This window comes from Flavobacterium sp. I-STPP5a (genome assembly GCF_009764685.1).
GTDB lineage: Bacteria > Bacteroidota > Bacteroidia > Flavobacteriales > Flavobacteriaceae > Flavobacterium.
The window spans coordinates 1-21,563 of the sequence record NZ_VHLM01000018.1 but is presented as its reverse complement, the minus strand read 5'-3'; the positions used below and the strand labels follow the sequence as shown (position 1 = coordinate 21,563).

Below are 21,563 nucleotides of genomic sequence, written 5' to 3'. Positions count from 1 at the left end.
AAAAAAAACTTGCAAAAAAGTAAAAGAAATTGTATTTTTAACTATGCAAGGAAGAAAAGAACTCACGCCAAAAATGCTCTATCAAGTTCATTTACAGGACCTGATTCCTGAGCATAATTTTTATCGATTGCTTGATACAGCTATCGATTTTCATTTTTTATATAAAGCTACTGCAAAGTATTATGGAGACGAAGGACAGGAGAGCATTGATCCCGTTGTGTTTTTCAAAATCTGTTTGGTAGGCTATTTAAACAACATAAATTCGGATAGGAAACTCATCGAATATTGCTCAAATTGTTTAGATGTTCGCCTTTTTATTCGGTATGACATTGACGAAGCATTGCCTTGGCACAGCACCATTAGTCGCACGCGTCAGTTATATGGTGAAGAAGTGTTTTTAAGTTTGTTTAAAGCCGTTTTAAAACTATGTGTTTCCAAAGGTATGATTCGCGGCAAGCGTCAAGCCGTGGACAGTGTTTTTATCAAAGCCAATGCCTCTATGGATAGTTTGGTAGAGAAAGAAGTATTGGAAGATGCCAGTGCCTTTGTAGATGAATTAGAAGAAAACAGCGAATTTAAAACTACCAGCACTAGAAAGAAACTAGTAGAACAACACCATAATTGGAAAAAAGAAGCTTACAAGAGCCAACCCAATCCTAACTTCAACATTGATAAAGTAGATGAACACGGCAATTCAATACGTCCGAGATTTGTATCGAATCACACCCATTATTCTCCCACCGATTCTGATGCTAGGGTAAGTGTAAAACCAGGAAAAGCAAGACAGTTAAACTATTTTGGACAAATAGCTGTAGACGATGCTCATCATGTAATAACAGGCGCCTGTTCTGATTTTGCAGACAAACGCGATAGTCAGTGCGTGCAAAAAATAGTAGAATTAACAGAGGAAAATCTAAATGAAAATGGCATTGAATTAGAAGAACTTTTAGCCGATGGAGGTTATAGTAGTGGAGAAGCGTTAAAATATTTGCACCAAAAAAACATCGATGCCTATATTCCAAACTTCGGACAGTACAAACCCGAGCGAGAAGGTTTTATTTTCAACAAAGAACTCAACCAATATGAATGCATCAAAGAAGGTTCCAACAAAGCCATTTTACTCTTTAAAGGCGAAAAGAACGATAGCAAAAGCTACACCAAAAACAGCTATCGAAGTAGTGAGCGCGATTGCAAAAACTGTCCACTACGAGAACAATGCTGCGGAAAAAGCACTAAGTATAAAAAGATAGATCACAGCATCCACAAGGAACACTACGATCGAATGCACCAAAAACTGACTCAAAACGCACGCTATGCCAAGCAAATGGTGCGAGTGAGAAGTAAAACCGTAGAACCAGTAATAGGAACGTTGGTCAATTTTACCAATATGAAGCGCGTAAACACAAGAGGAATCAAGCAAGCCAACAAACACGTTTTAATGGCAGCGTTGACCTATAATCTTAAGAAATACTTGAAGTTTATCACCAAAAAAACAAAAACAAAAGCCGGAGTTGTAAGTGAAATACAAGCAAAAGTACCAACTTCTCTAAAAACAGCTTTCATTGACTTGAAAACTGACTTTTTAAGGCATTTTATTTTTACAAACTACAACCTAAAACCAAAAATAAACCTCGCTTAAAAATCCTTAAACGAGGTTGTTTTTTACGCTTATCTTGAAATTTTACTTTTTTAAGAGAGTTGCGCAACAGCTACGTGTGTTAGGCGAAGCTTTTTTCTAAATCTACTTTGGCTAATTTTAGACTAGGTTTATTTATTTTTAATATTGATGCTTTAATTTTACTTCTATCTTTTTGAGGTATAATTGTGGGAATTAGATTTTCAAGTTTAATGTGAAATAAACGATGAATAATTATTAAATCTCTATTGTTAAAAGGGCTAATTCCATTCATTAGTTCTGACATATAAGATTTACTATGGCCTAAAATTATACCTAAATCTTGTTGATTTATGCCATGTTCGGAAATCTTATCTTTAATTACATTTTTTCTGTTTTCTAAAAATCTTCTTTCTTGTTCCGCTATAAACTCTGCAAAATCACTTTCTTGTATTTTTTCATCAGAAATGATTGAATCTTTACTCCAATGTTTATTTTCATATTCTTTGATAATTGCTCGAAGTTGTTTTCTTTCGTTTGCTAATTCAGGGTTATCTTTAACAAGTAATCGAAGTTTTCTATCTAGAATCATTGCTCTTTCAAGACCAATTTCATCAGAAATATGCCCTTTTTTTAATATCTGTTTTAAATCTATTTGTGTTTTCATTTTTTTAAATTGTTGCTAAAGTTGTCTATAAAAGAGTTTATTAAATATGTCCTTTATTTTTTAACCATTTCTTAATAGTATTTTTATTGTTTTTAAATGTAGTTTCATATTCATCATGATTTCCACACCATACTATCGTTGCTTCATCGTCTTCAAATTCTATTAATATAAAAACTCTATGAATATTAATGTCAAAAAAATAAAAATCATCATAAACACAATCTGCATCGGGTCTTTCATTAATAAGATCTAATTTATTGTCCCAATTGCTATCTTTTAAATCATCAAATAATTTATCTATTGCATTGTGTAATAAAATGTTTCCCTTATTCTTACTTTTCAGTTTTTCTAAATGCTTTTTTCCAATTATTTCCATATCGAGTACAAATATACATATAAAAGTTCTAATTATTTCCGAACTTTTAAATTTTGTGTTTATATATTTACGAGTTGTTTTTTAGAGGTGCTGTAAAGTTTCGCCTAACGTGTCGCGGCTTGCAGAAGTGGCGAACTTCGTGACCGATTATTTTCGGCTAAGATAAAAGTTCTTGCGAAAGATAAAAGTGATTTTACCACATAACTCGCCATTTATGCAAACGGCTGTTAGTGGAATTAATTTAACTACACACTTTTATTCTTCTAATTACCTATATTCATTGACTTTGTAAAAATAACACGGATATTTTAGCGCATAAAAAAGCACTAAAATGTTTGTTTTGTTGTACCCAATGTTGTACCTTCGTATCACGATGCACCCAAATGAACTCCTTGATTTTAAAGGTTTTCGCTTTATTACATCGGTTTACAAATATAGTATAATTCAAATTCAATTAGTATGGCATCTATCAAATTAATTTTAAGAACAAACAAAATTGACCAATCAGGACACTCTCCGCTTTATATTAGGCTGATTAAAGACAGAAAAACAAAGTTTGTTGCCGTAGGTGTAAAACTAAAAGAAAGTGAATGGGACGATGATAAACAACGTGTAAAGAAAAACCATCCAAACAGTGCTAGAATGAACGCTTCAATTGCTCAAAAGGTTGCGGATGCAGAAGCACAGGTTGCAGACTTGGAACGTAAAGTTAAAAGCGTTTCGGCTAATAAATTGAAAGAAGCAATCAAAGGAAAAGATATTCCTAACTTTTTTGAGTATTCAACCAAAAGATGTGAAAACATAAAAGGCAGTGTTTCAATAAGCACTTATCGAAATTATGTTTTGTATTTAAAGAAATTTGAAGATTGGGTTGGTACAAGGAATTTACATTTTGATGAAATTACAGTATCGTTACTAAAAGATTATCTAGGTCATATGGGTAATAAATTAAATAATGGAAACACAACACAACGTTATTCAATTATGATCTTGGCTATAATGTTCAAAGAAGCGATTAAAGACGACATTATTCCAGAGTATATGTATCCGTTTAGTAAATTGAGTTTAAAGAAAGACCCAACCAAAAGAATGTTTTTAAGTAAAGACCAACTTGAAGCACTGGCAAAATTGGAATTAAAAGATAAAGCTGAACTTGCAAGAGATTTATTTACTTTTGCAATATATGCAGGTGGTTTAAGATTTAGTGATGTTGTTGAATTACAATACAAACATTTTAACCCGGAAGAGAACAGGATTAAAAAGACAATACGAAAAACAAAAAAAGAACATCAGTTTAAAATAGGAAATACTGCTTTAGGAATATTAAACAAGTATTTAATCCCAAAAGCCAATAAAGAAGATTTTATTTTTCCTTTAGTAATTGATAAAAAGAAATTTATTGAAGATGAAGAATTTAGACAAAATTTCATTGATAGCTCTAATCATTCAATAAATTTCCAACTAAATAAATTAGGTGATAAATTAGAATTACCATTTAGTTTGTCTTTCCATTTAAGTCGTCATTCATTTGCAACGACAGCTTTAAATAATGGGATGAGAATTGAACACGTAAGTAAGTTAATGGGACACAGTGACATTAGAACCACACAGATTTACGCAAAAATATTAAATGAAGAATTAGACAAAGCAGTTGACCAATACATTGATTGATAATTATATGATAACGACTAAAAGAGAAGAGATACGCTTTAAATCAGGGCGTTTAAAGGCATTGTTATTTCCTTACACTTTATTAGTTACGGAAAGTAAATATGATTATTGCTATGTAAAGAAAATTGAAGCAGACAATCCAGATGCGAATTTTGAGAAGTTTAAAACCGAAATGGAAATTGAAAACTTTAATGGTATTCAGTTAAAAATGCTTTTTGATATTTTCGATATTGCCTATGAAAGATATGTATTAGCAGACTGGACTGAATTTAGTTCACTATTAAAAAGAGCTTACAATAAAAATTTCGGCAGTCTTCCTGATGATTTACAATTTCTAAACGATGAAAACTACATCGATTTGATGAAAGAAAAAATTGAAGTAAAACGGAAAAAAGCAATAGAAAACTACAAATTATTAAAAGAAATTTATTTAACCCAAACTGAAAATACTAAACTCGAAAATTCAATCATAGTAGAAGAATTTGAAGAAGATACTATCAATGATTTATTTGATGATATTAGAAATAGTGATTACGGAAAACTCAAATTACATAATATACTCAAGGAAAAAACTAATTTTGAACTAGATCCATTAAAATATTTTTTAAACGATTTAGAGCTTTATTTGTTTGTTGAGAAAGATGAATTTGAAAGTAGTATTTCAGCAGAAGAAATTCAAAAGCGAGTAGATGAATACAATGAAAAAGGGTTGCCAATTCCTTTTTACAAAAGAACACCAATTGAAGATTTGACCGAAAAACAAATTGAAAATCGCAAAAAAATAAATATTAGTTTAGAGCCATCAATTGACACAGAAGCGTTAATGTATCCTTTCGAATTTTATAGTTTATATGAGTTCAAAAATATTATATTAAACGAAATAAAAAAACACGACAAAGTAGAGGAAAATAATACAGTTACTTCAACCAATCCAAAACTAAAAACCAATTTATCAGTTCCAGAATTGGCATTATTATTTAAGCTGCTAAAAGATTTAAAACCTAATATTTTTGATATTAAATCAGAAGCCGAATTACACCGATTTATTTCAACAAATTTTGAAACAAAGAGAACAGGCGATAAAGATATTAGCACCCAAAAATTAAGAAGTCAGTTCAATCAACCCGAAAGTAAAGCAGCTGAGTTTTGGGAAGAAAAACTACGTTTAATGTTAGCTGATGTAAAAAAAATAAAATAATTTATTCCTTCACAATCCTAATAAAATCAATACTTAACGCAAGGGTTATATAACCCATTGTAACTGTTTTTGTTTTATCATTTCGCTTAATGTTGCACCATAATTTATTCATTAACACTAAAAAGAATATAAAATGGAAGCAATTATTTTATCTAAAGAGCAGTATGATGATATGGTGATGCGTATCGAGGAAATCAAAAAAACAATCACACAAAATTCCAAAGAACCAAAAGAGATTTTTGTTGATAATCAAGAGTTTTTAAAACTAATGAATATAAGCAAACGTACCGGGCAAACTTGGCGTGATGAAGGTATTATATCATTTTCGCAAATTGGTTCAAAAATCTATTACAAAATGGATGACATAACCAAGATGTTGAACAAAAACTACAAGCCAGCATATAAAAAGTAATTGAATCTATAAATCTCGAATATGCTAGATTTATTAAAATTCAAAATTATTGATGAAGTCCAAATCAATAAGGTTTGGAACAATGAATTGTTGGAATATGTTGGGAAGTCAGAGAGATTGTATATTGATGAAATTAAAGAAAAGCAAACCAAGAGATACAAAAACCTATATTTTATTAAACATCAAAATCGTTTAGAAGTTAGCGGTAGCATACATTATTTTTATAATGATGGTTTGCACAATGCAGATGATTTTTATATTGAATATTGTATAAATGCTATTAATCAAATAAAGGATTTATTCAGTATTGATTTGAACAAGTGCCAAATTATAAATTTAGAATACGGTGTAAACATTAATCCTATTATCAATGTGACCGATTTAATTCATAATTTAGTCTATCACGAAAAGCGACAATTCACACGACCAACAACACATTTTAGTTTCAAATTAGCAGGAAATGAAGCTTACAAACAAATAAAAGCTTATGATAAAAGTGTGCAATTTCCACACGAATGCGAAAACACATTTAGGTTTGAAGTTAGGTCAAGACAATCTAAATTCATTCATAGTTTAGGTTTGTTTACATTAAACGATTTAACCTTACTTGAGAATTATAATATCTTGATAGCATCATTATTAAAAGAATGGGATAACGTTTTATTATTCGATACATCGAAAAATATTGATGCAAAATTTTTTAATTCTGTTTTTTGGGAGGATATTTTAAAAAACGGTAACCGCAATAAATTCAATAATCAAAAGAAACTTTATTATAAAAAATTGGGTTCAAACAATCTTCATTCAACTATTAGAAATATCATAGAACGAAAGTCCAAATATTTAAAATGTGTGCATATTCCAACTATTACAAAGGTGGAAACTGCACAGGTTAAAATAGTTTTTAATACCATCATATAAATAGTAAATAGCTGTAATTAGTAAATCAATATTTTATAGTTACTTTTTTTTTGTAAGTTTACGCTTTTATCAATTTTTTGCAAAATGACTGACAAACTCGATATGACTTCACCAGACTTGGTAAGCCAAAACATAGAAAAAATAGCTGCTCTTTTCCCTAATTGCGTTACAGAATCTTCCAATGGTTTAGCCATTGATTTTGACCAATTAAAGCAAGAGTTATCCAAAGATATTGTTGAAGGCAACAAAGAACGTTACCGACTAGAATGGCCAGGAAAACGTGAAGCGATTGTAATGGCTAATTTACCCATAAACAAAACCTTGCGTCCAGTTCGTGAAGAGAGTGTAGATTTTGATAACACTCAAAACCTGTACATTGAAGGCGATAACCTAGAAGTTTTAAAGCTATTGCAAGAAAGTTATTTGGGTAAAATAAAAATGATATATATCGATCCTCCTTACAACACAGGAAAAGACTTTGTGTATAAAGACAATTTTACACAAGATACAGACGAATATCAAGAAGAAGCCGGACTAAAAGACGAATACAATAACCGATTAGTAGCCAACCCAGATACTTCAGGGCGTTACCACTCTGATTGGTTAACCATGATGTACCCACGATTAAAATTAGCCAGAAATCTTTTAACAGATGATGGTGTGATTTTTATATCGATTGATGATAATGAGGTTGATAATTTAGAAAAAATATTAAAGGAAATTTTTGGCGAGACAAACTTTGTAGCAAAATTAGTTTGGAAGAAAAGAGTTTCTCCAGCAAATGATTCGCAATGGTTCAGTAGTGATCACGAATATTTACTTGTCATTTCCAAAGACAAAGAAAAATGGTTTCCAAATAGACTTGAGCGAAATGAAAAGCAGAATTCTTACTATACAAACCCAGACAATGATCCAAAAGGACCTTGGAACTCAGCAGCATATACTTGTAATAAAAACAAAGATGAGAGGCCAAATTTGTATTATCCAATAACAAACCCATTTACGCTTGAGGAAGTTTGGCCAAAAGAAACTGCTGTTTGGGCATATTCTAAAGAGACACATGAACAGCATCTAAAAGATAATATTCTTTATTGGGGTATTGATGGTAAAAGTAAATCTCCACGAAAAAAGCAATATATTACTGAAGCAAAAAAAGTTGTTCAAAGATCTGTTCTTGATTATACAGAAGTAGGAAGTACACAATCAGCTACATTAGACTTCTTAAAATTGTTTGAACACAATTATTTTAATTACACAAAACCTATTGATTTAATAGATAGAATAATAACTCTTTCAACAAATAATAAAGCAAACAATATTGTATTAGATTTTTTTTCAGGTTCAGCAACAACTGCTCATTCTTTAATTAGAAATAATTTATTAAATAATGGTAATAGTAAATTTATTTTAGTTCAAATTCAAGAGAAAGTTGATGAAAAAGAACAAGCATTTAAAGATGGTTATGATACTATTTGTGAAATTGGTAAAGAACGAATCCGTAGAGCGGGAAATGCAATTGTCGAAAAACAAAAAAAATTAATCAAACAAAAGCAAGAAACACTAAAAACAGTTGAAGAAAAATATGATTTAATAAAAGACGAAGAAAAAATAGAATTATTACAAGCCGAAATTAATGCTTTACAATTTTCTATTGATAATTTAGACAAAGGTTTCAGGGTATATAAACTCGACAGTAGTAATATGCAAGACGTATATTATACACCAACTCAATACGAACAAGGGCAACTAGATTTATTAGAAGATAACATCAAACCCGATAGAAATTCAGATGATTTAGTAGCACAAATTATGTTAGATTGGGGTTTACCATTATCACTAAAAATAGAACAAACCAAAATTTCCAACAAAGAAGTATTTAAAGTGGCTGATGATGCTTTGTTGTGTTGTTTTGACGAAGGCATTGATGAAGCTTTTGCTAAAGAAATTGCAACGCTAAAACCATTACGAATAGTTTTTAGAGATAAATCATTCAAAGACGACACAGCTAAAGAAAACGTAAAACAATTACTGAAACAGTTAAGTGCTGATTCTGAAATGAAAGTGATATAATTAAAATTATTGTTAAAAAGTTTGGATATGATTACAACATACAATACATTTGTTCCCAATAATACCCACCATGCCTCTCTACGATGCACACTTTGGTGGGTTTTCGATTTTTATAAAGTTTCATTTAATACTTCAAATGATGCTCTATAAAAAAGAACCTATTACAGTTAGTGAACAAATAGAAAAATTGCAATCTAGAGGCTTGCAAATTAACGACACTACCAAAGCAGCCCATTATTTATCTAACATTAGTTATTATAGACTGCGAGCTTATACCTATCCGTTTCAAAACAATAAAGAAGAAAACCAACCTTTTATAAAAGAAATAAAGTTTGAAGAAATTATAAATTTGTATGTTTTTGATAGGCAATTGCGTCTTTTAATTTTTAATGCTATTGAAAAAATAGAGGTGTCTTTTCGTACTCAAATTATTTATCAATACGCATTAGCACACGGTAGTCATTGGCATTTAAAACCCGAATTATATAATAATTCTGTTTATTTTGCAGAGCATATAGCGAGTCTTCAAAAAGAAATAGACCGAAGTAACGAAACGTTTATCAAACATTACAAACATAAATATACCAAACCCACAAGTCCACCAAGTTGGATGAGTCTTGAAGTTAGTAGTATGGGGTTATTATCCAAATTATTTAAAAATCTAAAAAAAGATGATTTAAAAAATAGTGTAGCACAGTATTACGGTCTTAAAGATGTTGACTTGTTTAGCAATTGGATGTTTTGTCTAAGTATTCTACGCAATACTTGTGCGCATCATGGCAGAGTATGGAATAGACGATTGCCAGAAATTGCAATACCTCGAAAAACGCTTTATCCGTATGTAGAAAACAAATACTACTATACTAATAAAACTTATGCTGTTCTTTGCAATGTTGTGTATTTGTTAAACATTATAAGCCCAGAGCATAGTTTCAAAGCCAATCTAGTAGCATTGATGAACAATTGTCCTTTGGCACAAGAAAAAGAAATGGGTTTTCCAGTTAATTGGAAAGAAGATAATTTTTGGAAATAGATAAAGAAATAAATGAAATCGCCACAAAAAAGTTTGCGTAGCAAAATCCGCTAAAAAAGCGATACCATTTATGACCAATAAAAAAATAAATTTCACATAAATGAAATTACAATTCAAAGAACAACAATTTCAAATTGATGCCGTAAAAGCAGTTGTTGATTGTTTTGCAGGACAACCTATAAAAACCAATCGCTTTACTTTAGAACGCTCAAAAGATATTATTAAGAAAGCCAAGCAATTAGCTCAAGGTGTTGTGGCTAATACTTTAGAATTAGAAGTAATGGAAAGCATTGGATATAGAAATACACCAATTCAAATTACCGATAATCAAATTTTAGAAAACCTTAAAAGGGTTCAGTTTGCAAATGATATTCCAGAAAGCACGCAATTAGAAAGACCAAAAGGTTTAAATCTTGGATACAATCTAACTATTGAAATGGAAACAGGTACAGGAAAAACCTATACTTACATTCGTAGTATGTTTGAATTGAATAAAGAATACGGTTGGAGTAAGTTCATTATTATTGTGCCAAGTATTGCTATTCGTGAAGGAGTTTACAAATCGTTTGAAGTAACCCAAGACCATTTTCAAGAAATATATCAGCATAAAATAACACCATTTATTTACAATTCTTCTCGTCCGCAAGACATTGAGAATTTTGCTTCCGATAGTCGTATTAGTGTAATGATTATTAATACACAAGCATTTAATGCTACAGGAAAAGATGCAAGACGTATCAAAATGGAATTAGACCAATTTGGTTCAAGAAAACCAATTGAAATTTTAGCACAAACCAATCCAATACTTATCATTGATGAACCACAATCTGTTGATGGCGAAAGAACATTGGAAAGTATGCAAGATTTCAATCCGTTGTTTACATTACGTTATTCAGCAACTCACAAAGTAGAATACAATAAAGTATTCCGTTTAGATGCTTTGGATGCTTATAACAGAAAACTAGTAAAAAAAATACAAGTAAAGGGAATCAACTTAAAGGGTACAACAGGAACAAATGGATATTTGTATTTAGAAAATATAGTAGTTAGCAAAGACAAAGCACCAGTTGCAGCAGTTGAATATGAAGTAAGAAATGCAAGTGGAGCAACAAAACGTATTCGACAAAAACTATCTAAAGGAGCAAATTTATTTGACCTTTCAGGTAATATGCCACAATACAAAAATCAGGTCATTCAAGAAATTGACGGCTATCATAATAAAATTGTAATTAATGGTTTAGAATTGTTTGCAGGTGAAGTGATTGGCGATTTCTACGAACAAGATTTTAGAAGAATCCAAATACGAGAAACCATTTATTCACATCTTAAAAAAGAAAAACAATTATTCGATAAAGGAATAAAAGTGTTATCGTTATTCTTTATTGATTCCGTTGAAAAATATAAACAATACAACGAATTAGGAGAAGAAGTTCCAGGTGAATATGCCAAAATATTTGAAGAAGAATATAATAAATTACGAAGTGAATTTTTAGATTTATTTCATCAAGAATACAATGAATATCTAAAAGAAAGTGATCCAAGCAATGTTCATAAAGGATATATGCCAAGCAATTATTTTAGCTATGTTGAAAGAGATTCAGCCGACAAAATACACAATGGATATTTCTCTATCGATAAAAAAAACAAAATGATTGACCCAACGGTAAAACGTGGCAAAGAAGATTCAGAGGATATTTCGGCTTATGATTTAATTATGAAAGACAAAGAACGTTTGTTGAGTTTTGATGAACCAACACGTTTTATATTCTCTCACTCAGCTTTAAAAGAAGGTTGGGATAATCCAAATGTATTTCAAATTTGCGCTTTAAAACATTCTGATGCTACCATTAGAAGAAGACAAGAAGTTGGTCGTGGTATGCGTTTATGTGTCAATGAACACGGAAACCGTTTAGACTTTGAAACAGTTGGTGAGCAAGTTCACGAAATAAATAGATTAACTGTTATTGCTTCTGAAAGTTATGAAGAATTTGCAAGAGGTTTGCAGTCTGAAATTGCAGCAACCTTAAAGGATAGACCACAAAAAGCCGAAGTAGATTTCTTTATTGGAAAATTAGTTACCGATGCTTTTGGTCAAAGTATTCGATTGACAGAAGAGGTTTCCAAAAAGCTAAACAAGTTTTTATACAAAAATGATATACTTGATGATGAAGATAAAATAACAACTGATGGAAAAGCAAAAATTGAAAGTAATCAAGTTCCATTGCCAGAAAATCTTGAACCATTTAGAGAAGATATTACGAAGCTTTTAAAATCAATCTATACAGGCGATGGCATCAATATAGAGAATGACAGAAACAATGTTGAGGTTGCAGTAAATAGTAATTTCCATAAAAAAGAGTTTCAAGACCTTTGGAATAGAATTAATATTAAATCTATTTATGAAGTAAAATTTGATACCGATAAACTTATAGAAGATAGTAAAAACAGAATCAATAAAGATTTACATATTGCAGACAGAAGTTATGAAGTTAAAGAAGGAGTTTTAGAACAAACAACCAAACAAAAAATTGACAATAACGAAGCCATACAAGTTACAAGTCGTGCTACTAAAAAGTTAGATACAGATGTTTATACTAATACTGTTTATGACATCATAGGCGAAATGGTGAATGCAACTAATTTAAAAAGAACAACTGTAGTAACTATTCTTAAAAAGATAAATCCAAATCAATTTTATTTGATTAGAAAAAATCCCGAAGAGTTCATTGCTAAATGCAGTAAGTTGATAAATGAAACAAAAGCAAGTTTAATTATCAATAACATTGTATATCACAAAACAGAGGATAGATACGATGCTAAAACGGTTTTTACCAATTCTAAAGAATCATTGCGCCAAACAGAAATACTAAAAAAACACATTTACGATTATCTTGTTTCCGATTCTAAAGTAGAAAAAGAATTTGCAAATGCATTAGAAGCTAGCGAAGAAGTGACGGTTTATGCCAAACTTCCAAGTGGTTTTAAAATAACAATACCGAATGGCACTTATAATCCAGATTGGGCAATTGTATTTGATAAAGATAAAGTAAGACAAATCTATTTCATTGCTGAGACAAAAGGAACCAATGATACAAATGATTTAAAAAGTATAGAAAACTTAAAAATCCATTGTGCAGAAGAACATTTTGCTGCAATTAGTAATTGCGAAGTAAAATTTAAGCGTGTAATTTCATATGAAAATATGATGGAAATTGTGCAGTTAAAATAATTAGGATGAAGATAATTGATAACATAACTTCAAGACTTGGAGAGGATTTAAAAGCCGAGATTACAAAGGGAAGCAAATTAAGTATTGCAGCTTCCTCATTTTCTATTTATGCTTTTGAAGCACTTAAAAAAGAATTAAAAGGTATTGACGAATTAGAATTTATTTTTACTTCACCAACCTTTATTGAAGATAAGTTTCAAAAGATTTCAAGAGAATTTTATATCCCTCATATTGTCAATGAAAGTCAATTATGTGGTGGCGATTTTGAACTACGATTAAAAAACGAATTAAATCAAAAAGCCATTGCAAAAGAATGTTCAACTTGGATTAAAGAAAAGGTAACATTCAAATCCAATAAACAAAATAATCTTCCATTAAACGGATTAATAAATATTGAAAAAGGAGAACAATCAGTTAGTTATTCCAATATTACAGGATTTACAAGTTCCGATTTAGGAGTAACACACAAACAAGGATTTCCAACATTAATTCAAAAAGTAGATTTCCCAAATAGTAAAGCTTATGTTGATTGGTTCAAACAAATTTGGGATAACGAAGAATACCTAAAAGAAGTAACAGAACAAGTTCAGGAGTTTTTTGAAAACGCTTTCAAAGAGAATAGTCCAGAATTTATTTACTTCATTACTCTATATAATATTTTCAATGACTTTTTAGAAGATATTAATTCCGATAATTTGCCAAATGATGATGTAGGTTTCAAAGAAACTTTAATTTGGAACAAACTGTTTAACTTTCAAAAAGATGCCGTTATTGGCGCTATAAATAAGCTAGAGCGTTACAATGGTTGCATAGTTGCAGATAGTGTTGGTTTAGGTAAGACATTCACGGCATTAGGAATTATTAAATACTACGAAAAACGCAATAAAGATGTTTTGGTTTTATGTCCTAAAAAGCTAGAAGCCAATTGGAACACGTTCAGACAAAACGATAAAAATAATCTTTTAGCTAAAGATAAATTCAATTACGATGTTTTATTTCACACCGACTTATCACGTGAAAAAGGAATGAGTAATGGCCGTAATTTAGAGTTAGTAAATTGGGGTAATTATGGTTTAGTAGTTATTGATGAATCGCACAATTTTAGAAACAATAGCACTTCGGTAGGTAAAGAAAATAGGTATCAAAAACTATTAAGAAAAATTGTTCAAGAAGGAATTGAAACTAAAGTTTTGATGCTTTCAGCAACGCCTGTAAATAATAGATTTAATGATTTAAAAAATCAATTGGCTATTGCTTATGAAGGAGCTTCTTTTGAAATTAATGATCGTTTAAATACCGAAAGAAATATTGATACAGTTTTTGTTAGAGCGCAAAAGTCTTTTAATACTTGGTCTAAATTATCTAATGACGATAGAACAACTGAAAAGCTTTTAGAAATGCTTGATTTTGATTTCTTTGAGATATTAGACAGTTTAACAATTGCACGTTCTAGAAAACACATTACTAAATATTATGATACTTCAGATATTGGTAAATTTCCAGTAAGGAATAAACCTTTATCTATTCACAGCCCATTAACAGATAAGAAGATAAATTTTGAAAATATTGCGGAAAGATTAACGCTTTTAAACCTTTCTGTTTATTCTCCATTAAATTATATTTTACCAAGTAAAGTTCAGTTGTATGCTGATAAGTATGATAAAAAAGTAAAATCAGGTTCAGGAACTTTTACGCAAGTAGACAGAGAAAAAAGTTTGCAGTTATTAATGCGCATTAATTTATTAAAGCGTATTGAGAGTTCCATTGATTCATTTCGTTTGACTTTAAATGATATTTTATCACAAATAAAAACTAGATTAGAATTACTAAAAAAAGAAAATACAGATTCAGTTTCAAGTGTGCAATGGGATATAGATAATGAAAATGTTGATTGGGATGCAGATTGGGGTGATGAAGAAAACATAATTGGTAAAAAAGTAAAAGTTAGAGTTGAGGATTTAGATAAAACAAGATGGATTGAAGATTTAGAAGTGGATTTAGACAATTTACAAACATTATCAGATGAAGTAAGCAATATTAGCCGTTCAAGCGATATTAAACTAAAAAAGTTGATGGAAGTTGTTGAAGAAAAATTTCAAAATCCAATAAACGAAAACAATAGAAAAGTAATAATTTTTACAGCCTTTGCAGATACAGCTAATTATTTATACAATAGTTTAAAAGATAATTTATTAGAAAATTATAATATCAATACAGCATTAATAACCGGTTCTAAAAGATTATGTACCAGTAAAAATATTAATACTGATTTGAATACATTGTTAACTTGTTTCTCTCCGATTTCAAAAAACAAAAAGGATATATTTCCAAATCTTGAAGATAGTATTGATGTTCTAATTGCAACCGATTGTATTTCAGAAGGACAAAATTTACAGGATTGTGATTTTCTTATTAATTATGATATACATTGGAATCCTGTTAGAATAATTCAACGATTTGGAAGAATAGACAGAATTGGTTCTATTAATTCAAGTATTACAATGGTCAATTTTTGGCCAGATGTATCTTTAGATGCTTATATAAATTTAAAACAACGTGTTGAAGATAGAATGCTTATTAGTAATATGGCTAGTACAGGAGATGATAACATTTTAAAAACCGATGATTAAGATTTAGAATACCGCAAAATTCAATTAAAAAAATTACAAGAAGAAGTTGTTGACCTTGAAGATTTAAGAGAAGGAGTTAGCATAACAGATTTAGGATTGAATGACTTTAGAGTAGATTTATCTAACTTCCTCAAAAAATATGGAAAACTAAAAAATATCCCAGAAGGAATCTATGCAGTTGCAGAAGCAGAAAGTGAAGAAAGCAAAGGAGTAATTTTTGTTTTAAGAAATATCAATAATGAAGTCAATATTGATAAACAAAATCGTTTGCATCCATATTACATAATCTACATAAAAGAAAACGGCGAAATAATCCACAATCATTTTGATGCAAAAAAATCATTAGATGCAATTAGACTTCATTGTAAAGGATATTACGAACCATTACCAGAATTATGCGACAAGTTTTGTGATGAAACAAACGATTTCAAAAATATGGATTTCTATTCCGATTTATTAAAGAAATCAATTGGTTCTATTGTTAAGACCGAAGCAGATAAAGATATTAAAAGTTTATTCCGTTCAGGTGGTACAACAGCATTAACCAATAATGTAAAAGGGTTAGAAGATTTTAGTTTAATTTCATTCGTAGTAATAAAATGACCTATTTTGAACTTCCAAAATCTACTATTGTAAACAGATTTATACCTAAAAACGCTTTTGATGATTTTACCAATTCATCGCAAAAAAAGAAGTTTACAGATACTATTGATAAAATCACTTGGCTAAATAAATTATCAAAGGACACTATCAATCTTGATGGTAATGATGTAAAGGAAATTCAAATATTTGAAATCAAATTAAAAACAAAAGAAAAGATTCAGCCATTACTAAATGTAATAGACAAAGCAATTCCATATCACATTATTTTTATAGTAACATTTGGAGAAGAAACTTATTTAAGCACATCCAAAAAGCACAATCACATAAATAATGAAAATACAGCAGTTATAGATTGGAATTTCATCTCAGATTGGCAATTTATCACAAAGAAGAAAATATCGCTTAATCTAAAAGAAAGCATAGATTTTATTTTTACCGATTTCTGTTCTCAAATATCAGGATTCCGAAGTAGAAATATAAAAGAGATAATCGAAAAAGACAGCTCCAAAACAAAGTTTAAAAAGCAAATCGAAGAACTTGAACAGAAGATAAAAAAAGAAAAACAATTCAATCTAAAAGTCGAAATGAATCAAAAACTAAAAGAACTTAAAAAAGAATATAAATTACTATAAATTATTGAATTATTGTGAAGTAAGTAAATGTTTGATTATTTAAATCAATACATTTTAAACTACGTTTTACAAAGCTTGTTCCGTGTTGTGTAGTCATAAAATCCATTATTTTGTTTAAATGATGAACTGTTTTTTTAAAGTGCTTGCTATAAGTAACACAAGCGGGTTGAATATCTACAGCACTAGTATTATCAAAATTCTCATTTAACAAATATCTAGCTCTTCTAGATAGTTGAAATAATTTAGTATATGACAAATAAGTTTCCTCATCTACTTTAGAAACTGATAAAGGATTGAATGGATTAATAGCGTGTGATACTTGACTATGTGAAAGGTAATTTTTTGTTGTTTTTTGGACTATATGTGCATTTATTAAATGTAAAGCACAATAGAAACTTACTGTCACTTGCCAATCCCATCTGTCATTGATAGATGAATTGATTTTAGACAAATAATCTAAATTATTATTTGATTGATTTATGTGTTCTTGAAAGGTAGCCAATTATGTCTTCTTAATTAATTGGTACATTTTTATAATGACTTGGTACAGGTAGTTTATCGCTATCTTCAACTATTGTTGATGAAATATGAAATCCATATTTCGAGTAGTCAGCATTCATTTTAGCCTCTGTTAAGATTAGTCCATCTTCCATTACCTCGTCATTTTCATTAATTTCAGCCCACACCAATATTTTAGAATCAGATAATTCCAACGCTATTTTTTTTGGTTTGCTATTAGTTTTTACTAATTCTCTAAAATAATCAGTTACTATTCGAGTAATGAAAAAAGCAGAACTTGCTTGTCTACCTAAATGATTTATTAAATCTTGATTTCCAGATATTAAAGTATCGTATATCTTTTTTTTATTTTCTTCTAGAACATCTATTTCTAATAAAGCTTGATCGTATCTCAAATTCGCAACCATTTCGTCAAACCATTGTTCAACATTATTAGTTTGATTTTGGATAATATTGATGTCTTGTGTAGTCATAAAAGATTTTAATTATATCAAATGTAAATAATATTAATAAAATATACTAACAAATATACGTTAAAAAAGTATGCAAAAGTATAATAAAAAACCAATTGTAAACTATTTTTTTTCATTAAAGTCTTTTCTTTTCAATATTTAAACAATCTATTTTGATGATTTAAAGTTATTGCGTAAAAGAAACAACTGCTAGTAACGGTGGTTTTGCGCTATTGGGGCAATAGTGTTTAACAGAATGTTTATCTTGTTTTTGTCCTCTTAAGTGTAACGGAAAATATACTGCTTTTTAATCCCCAACAGACGCAAAGCCAGCCGTTACTAGCAATTGTAAACCTCCGCATCACGTTTACGTTAAATACAACATTTATCTTTCCGCATAACTTCTTCCGAAACCGAACTGACGCAGACAATCGAACCGCATAAAAAGAAATAGGAAGTATTTTCATATTGACATTGTAAGTATAAAAATTGCTTTTAGTGTTTATTGTTTTTTTGGTTAAAGCAATTTTCTATACCTACAATCCCAATAATGCCAGTAAGAGTATTCTTTTTTATTTGCCACAAAACCTCAAGTCATTGGCTTTCCGTCAGCTTGATACCTAGCGTTTTCAGTACAATAATTGTAGTAACATTCAAGTTTTATCTTTCTATTTACGTGCAGGCATCAAGCAGCCAAGAAAACCAATCAGAACATCCCAATAAGCAAATAAAAAAGAATACCCTTACTTCGAGCTTCTGCCATCGGACACTACGAATGTGTTTTCATTGTTTTTTGAAGATGCCATTACGTTTACGAATAACATTTAGATAAAATAGAAAAACCTCCTTTCGCCAGAACAATCAGGCATCCTCAAAAATCAAATAGAGAAGAAAGAGTATCAAATTTCAGTTCATTTCAAAAAGCTTTTATATTGTTTTTTGGTTTTTTAAAATGCCCTAAAATTTGATACCCTTTCAAGACGTTTGGTACTTTAATCAACATTTTTTAAATCTGACTTCAAAAGACAATTATTTTAAATCGGAAACAAAACCAAAAAAATAAAAAAAAGGAAGCAAAGATAAGTTGCAGGTATTCAAAAAAGCAAGTTCAAGCCCTACGGGTTTCAGAAAAAATCTCCACCTATACCGTTTCGCAAGACGCTTTATTTTGATTTTGACGAATACATTTCCGATGATATATCAGGTAGTATTTTTTCTGAAAAACTTGCTTTTTTGAAACCTTCCACTTGGACGAATGGCTTTCTTTTTTTTTTTTTTTTTTTCTTTTGAAAAGTTTTAATGGGCGGAGCGTAGCGAGGCACACCTGCATTTCAGAGGAAACCAAAAGGAAAAAGGAAGCTAACCTTTTAAATCCGATGTAATGAACTTTATTATTAAAACCCACAGGAAAGACACCAAGTACAATAAACCTTGCTTATATCTATTAAATAAAGGCTTAAATAGTGGAAAACCACAAAAAGAACCTTTTACAAATAGCTTTGTTGTTATTTTTGACAATCAAGAAGACCTTGAAAATATCTATTTTGTTGCTTACAGCTTATGGAAAGCTAAATTTTGGCATCAATTTCTTATTGGTTCCGTAATTCCGTTTTTAAGATTGTTTGATTTTAAAAAGGAATTTAATTCAAGAGTTAGAACAATGCTTCAAGAATTTGAGAACCATCAAAAAAACATTGCAGCACTAAAACTACTTGAAGAACAGGAGATACATTTTGTTAATAATTTGAAGTTAGTCAATGATATTCGAAATGTAATTATCAACAGATATTGCAAAGTTTTAGAGTAATGGATATTTGATAGTTATTTCATAGATATTTAATACATAAGTTATCATTATATAGAAAATCTATAATTTGAGAATAAAAAAAAGCCCAATCGAAAGAAAGGGCTTAATTTTGAATTTGAAATATACTAGAATAAATCTTGTATTTTCATTGCGTTTCCTGCATTAAACAAATAATAGTTTGAGCCAACTTGTTGGTAAAACTCAATTCCAATGCTACCAATTGCAGTTACATTTGTATTCATTGTTGGAGCATTTGGTAAAGTTGCAGTCACTGTTAATGGAGTAGTAGCTACATCGACAGGAGTGTAAGCTGAATAAGCAATGTTTGAAAGTTCATTTAAATCAGTATCAGCAGCTTCATAAGCTCCAGTAGTTGGATTAAATACGAAATCTGCAATAACTGAAATTGCATTGATAATTCTAAAATGTGTTGCACCGGATGGAACACTAATAAAATTAGCAGGATTAAATGAAGGAATAGTTAAAACACTTTCATTTCTATCTACATTAGGAGTTAATGTGTAAGGAGCTGAAAAAACACCATTAAATGAAATGTTACGGTTAAAATCTAATCCTTTCAAATATTGAGGTTGTTGCGAAACTAAAACGGCTCTCTGTCCACGAGCTTCAGAACCATCTTCAATATTGATCTTTTTCATAATTGCAGTTAATCGACCTGTCAATTGATTATCTGCCATTTGTTTCATTAATGAAGATAAACCAACTCTTACTGATTTACCTGCATTGGCACAAGCGCCGAATTCACTCATATTTTCACGAGTACGAATAAAGCCAGGTGCAGTTTTTACTTGCTCGGCGGTCGGACCTCCTTTTAGTCCAGCAAAATAACCGTCATTTCCTTTGATTTTGAAGTGTCTAACTTCTCCTAACGTTCCGACATATTTTATATGTCCTTTCTGTTTAGCCATTTTTTTTACTTGATTTTGAATCAATCCTGTCCTAAATAAAATTACATCATATAAAATCCGCCCATTTCATTGAGTTTACACCTTAGAAATGGTCATTTTTTAAAACAGAACCCCCTGTATGTTTTCTGGAGGAGGCTCTATGTGTTCTTCAAATGGCTTATCTAACCATTTTTGCAAGTCAATTTTAACGAAAAGATTCAATCGTATGAAAGCTACTAAATTGGATAAATACCAATCAAATTTTGATTGTGCTTTTAATGCTTTTAGAATGAGAATGGTAATTAAAGCCGTCCAAATTTGAATCATAACAGCATTTTCGGATGTTCCTATAAACGATTTTATATGAAGTAGCTGCTTTATATCTCTGAAAAAGATTTCTACCTGCCATCTGCTTTTATATAATTCCCCAATAGTGTTGGGAGACCAATAAAACTGGTTTGTAATAAGTTCAATAACTTGTCCATTTTCTTCATCCCACACCGCTACCCGTCTTAATTTCTTTGGATATTTATTTTTTGAAGGCTCATTTTTCAATTCAATCAATTCGTCTTTCATGATGTGCTCGTGACGATTTTCAGGTAATTCATTTTCTTTCACTGTAGTAAATTGTAAATTCTCTTTATGTCTAATTACAAAAAACACCTCGTTGCTGTCCCAAATATTCAAAAGGGAAAAGTCATTATAAAATCGGTCTGCAACAATCACACTGCCCTTTAAAAGGGGAATTTCGTAAGCTCCCTTATTATCAGCTGTTTTACCGTTGGTGATATTGATATATGCAGGCAAATTACCATCAAAA

At 30.1% G+C, this 21,563-nt stretch carries 18 protein-coding genes; 12 read left to right on the top strand and 6 right to left on the bottom strand.

Going from position 1 to position 21,563, the window contains the following annotated elements:
• The coding region (locus FJV36_RS04185; protein ID WP_233264556.1) for an IS1182 family transposase at positions 1-1,639 on the top strand (1,639 nt) is incomplete at its 5' end.
• 79 nt (positions 1,640-1,718) lie between these two features.
• On the opposite strand, the gene FJV36_RS04180 is transcribed toward FJV36_RS04185, so the two are convergent.
• Both FJV36_RS04180 and FJV36_RS04175 read right to left on the bottom strand, forming a co-directional pair.
• Positions 1,719-2,282, bottom strand: a complete 564-nt coding sequence (locus FJV36_RS04180; protein WP_158730508.1) for a transcriptional regulator — start codon at positions 2,280-2,282, stop codon at positions 1,719-1,721.
• Positions 2,283-2,322: 40 nt separating this feature from the next.
• Positions 2,323-2,658, bottom strand: coding sequence for a type II toxin-antitoxin system HigB family toxin (locus FJV36_RS04175; RefSeq protein ID WP_158730507.1), 336 nt, complete (start codon positions 2,656-2,658; stop codon positions 2,323-2,325).
• Positions 2,659-3,117: 459 nt separating this feature from the next.
• Between FJV36_RS04175 and FJV36_RS04170 the strand changes: the two genes are divergently transcribed.
• The 10 genes from FJV36_RS04170 to FJV36_RS04130 all read left to right on the top strand — a co-directional run bounded on the left by FJV36_RS04170 (position 3,118) and on the right by FJV36_RS04130 (position 17,057).
• Positions 3,118-4,329: a site-specific integrase gene (locus FJV36_RS04170; RefSeq protein ID WP_158980868.1), complete on the top strand. Its 1,212-nt coding sequence runs from the start codon at positions 3,118-3,120 to the stop codon at positions 4,327-4,329.
• Positions 4,330-4,336: 7 nt separating this feature from the next.
• Positions 4,337-5,527 carry a hypothetical protein gene (locus FJV36_RS04165; protein WP_158980866.1) on the top strand — a complete coding sequence of 397 codons (1,191 nt, stop codon included), beginning with the start codon at positions 4,337-4,339 and terminating at the stop codon, positions 5,525-5,527.
• Positions 5,528-5,660: 133 nt separating this feature from the next.
• On the top strand, positions 5,661-5,939 hold the full coding sequence (locus FJV36_RS04160) for a helix-turn-helix domain-containing protein (RefSeq protein WP_158730501.1): 279 nt from the start codon (positions 5,661-5,663) through the stop codon (positions 5,937-5,939).
• Between the two features lie 21 nt (positions 5,940-5,960).
• The gene (locus FJV36_RS04155; protein ID WP_158980865.1) at positions 5,961-6,860 is read left to right on the top strand and encodes a hypothetical protein; all 900 of its coding nucleotides are present in this window, start codon (positions 5,961-5,963) and stop codon (positions 6,858-6,860) included.
• Positions 6,861-6,944: 84 nt separating this feature from the next.
• The gene (locus FJV36_RS04150; protein ID WP_158980863.1) at positions 6,945-8,930 is read left to right on the top strand and encodes a site-specific DNA-methyltransferase; all 1,986 of its coding nucleotides are present in this window, start codon (positions 6,945-6,947) and stop codon (positions 8,928-8,930) included.
• Between the two features lie 136 nt (positions 8,931-9,066).
• The gene (locus tag FJV36_RS04145; RefSeq protein ID WP_199251027.1) at positions 9,067-9,963 is read left to right on the top strand and encodes an Abi family protein; all 897 of its coding nucleotides are present in this window, start codon (positions 9,067-9,069) and stop codon (positions 9,961-9,963) included.
• A 100-nt stretch (positions 9,964-10,063) separates the two neighbouring features.
• Positions 10,064-13,192 (top strand): type III restriction-modification system endonuclease, encoded by a 3,129-nt coding sequence (locus FJV36_RS04140; RefSeq protein WP_158980861.1) that lies wholly within the window; start codon positions 10,064-10,066, stop codon positions 13,190-13,192.
• Between the two features lie 5 nt (positions 13,193-13,197).
• Positions 13,198-15,822, top strand: a complete 2,625-nt coding sequence (locus tag FJV36_RS04135; protein WP_233264934.1) for a helicase-related protein — start codon at positions 13,198-13,200, stop codon at positions 15,820-15,822.
• A gap of 96 nt (positions 15,823-15,918) precedes the next feature.
• On the top strand, positions 15,919-16,425 hold the full coding sequence (locus FJV36_RS16430) for a hypothetical protein (RefSeq protein ID WP_233264933.1): 507 nt from the start codon (positions 15,919-15,921) through the stop codon (positions 16,423-16,425).
• Positions 16,422-17,057, top strand: a complete 636-nt coding sequence (locus FJV36_RS04130; RefSeq protein ID WP_158980859.1) for a DUF4391 domain-containing protein — start codon at positions 16,422-16,424, stop codon at positions 17,055-17,057. The genes FJV36_RS16430 and FJV36_RS04130 overlap by 4 nt, the downstream gene beginning before the upstream one ends.
• A gap of 1 nt (position 17,058) precedes the next feature.
• On the opposite strand, the gene FJV36_RS04125 is transcribed toward FJV36_RS04130, so the two are convergent.
• Both FJV36_RS04125 and FJV36_RS04120 read right to left on the bottom strand, forming a co-directional pair.
• A complete protein-coding gene (locus FJV36_RS04125) occupies positions 17,059-17,559 on the bottom strand; it encodes a hypothetical protein (RefSeq protein ID WP_158980857.1) in 501 nt (166 codons plus the stop codon).
• A 10-nt stretch (positions 17,560-17,569) separates the two neighbouring features.
• The gene (locus FJV36_RS04120) at positions 17,570-18,049 is read right to left on the bottom strand and encodes a hypothetical protein (protein WP_158980855.1); all 480 of its coding nucleotides are present in this window, start codon (positions 18,047-18,049) and stop codon (positions 17,570-17,572) included.
• A 1,360-nt stretch (positions 18,050-19,409) separates the two neighbouring features.
• On the opposite strand from FJV36_RS04120, the gene FJV36_RS04115 reads away from it, so the two are divergent.
• A complete protein-coding gene (locus FJV36_RS04115) occupies positions 19,410-19,835 on the top strand; it encodes a hypothetical protein (RefSeq protein ID WP_158729006.1) in 426 nt (141 codons plus the stop codon).
• A gap of 125 nt (positions 19,836-19,960) precedes the next feature.
• Here the strand turns inward: FJV36_RS04115 and FJV36_RS04110 are convergent, their stop codons facing one another.
• Together FJV36_RS04110 and FJV36_RS04105 are read right to left on the bottom strand one after the other, a co-directional pair.
• On the bottom strand, positions 19,961-20,764 hold the full coding sequence (locus FJV36_RS04110) for a hypothetical protein (RefSeq protein WP_158729007.1): 804 nt from the start codon (positions 20,762-20,764) through the stop codon (positions 19,961-19,963).
• 99 nt (positions 20,765-20,863) lie between these two features.
• A partial coding sequence (locus FJV36_RS04105) for an IS4 family transposase (protein ID WP_158728099.1) occupies positions 20,864-21,563 on the bottom strand: 700 nt, incomplete at its 5' end.

What these genes read in the sequence shown, in the direction of transcription:
- FJV36_RS04110 (WP_158729007.1), bottom strand. Translation starts at nt 20,764, where the DNA reads ATGGCTAAACAGAAAGGACATATAAAATATGTCGGAACGTTAGGAGAA.
- FJV36_RS04165 (WP_158980866.1), top strand. Translation starts at nt 4,337, where the DNA reads ATGATAACGACTAAAAGAGAAGAGATACGCTTTAAATCAGGGCGTTTA.
- FJV36_RS04135 (WP_233264934.1), top strand. Translation starts at nt 13,198, where the DNA reads ATGAAGATAATTGATAACATAACTTCAAGACTTGGAGAGGATTTAAAA.
- FJV36_RS04175 (WP_158730507.1), bottom strand. Translation starts at nt 2,658, where the DNA reads ATGGAAATAATTGGAAAAAAGCATTTAGAAAAACTGAAAAGTAAGAAT.
- FJV36_RS04160 (WP_158730501.1), top strand. Translation starts at nt 5,661, where the DNA reads ATGGAAGCAATTATTTTATCTAAAGAGCAGTATGATGATATGGTGATG.
- FJV36_RS04170 (WP_158980868.1), top strand. Translation starts at nt 3,118, where the DNA reads ATGGCATCTATCAAATTAATTTTAAGAACAAACAAAATTGACCAATCA.
- FJV36_RS04130 (WP_158980859.1), top strand. Translation starts at nt 16,422, where the DNA reads ATGACCTATTTTGAACTTCCAAAATCTACTATTGTAAACAGATTTATA.
- FJV36_RS04120 (WP_158980855.1), bottom strand. Translation starts at nt 18,049, where the DNA reads ATGACTACACAAGACATCAATATTATCCAAAATCAAACTAATAATGTT.
- FJV36_RS04140 (WP_158980861.1), top strand. Translation starts at nt 10,064, where the DNA reads ATGAAATTACAATTCAAAGAACAACAATTTCAAATTGATGCCGTAAAA.
- FJV36_RS04115 (WP_158729006.1), top strand. Translation starts at nt 19,410, where the DNA reads ATGAACTTTATTATTAAAACCCACAGGAAAGACACCAAGTACAATAAA.
- FJV36_RS04155 (WP_158980865.1), top strand. Translation starts at nt 5,961, where the DNA reads ATGCTAGATTTATTAAAATTCAAAATTATTGATGAAGTCCAAATCAAT.
- FJV36_RS04150 (WP_158980863.1), top strand. Translation starts at nt 6,945, where the DNA reads ATGACTGACAAACTCGATATGACTTCACCAGACTTGGTAAGCCAAAAC.
- FJV36_RS04180 (WP_158730508.1), bottom strand. Translation starts at nt 2,282, where the DNA reads ATGAAAACACAAATAGATTTAAAACAGATATTAAAAAAAGGGCATATT.
- FJV36_RS04145 (WP_199251027.1), top strand. Translation starts at nt 9,067, where the DNA reads ATGATGCTCTATAAAAAAGAACCTATTACAGTTAGTGAACAAATAGAA.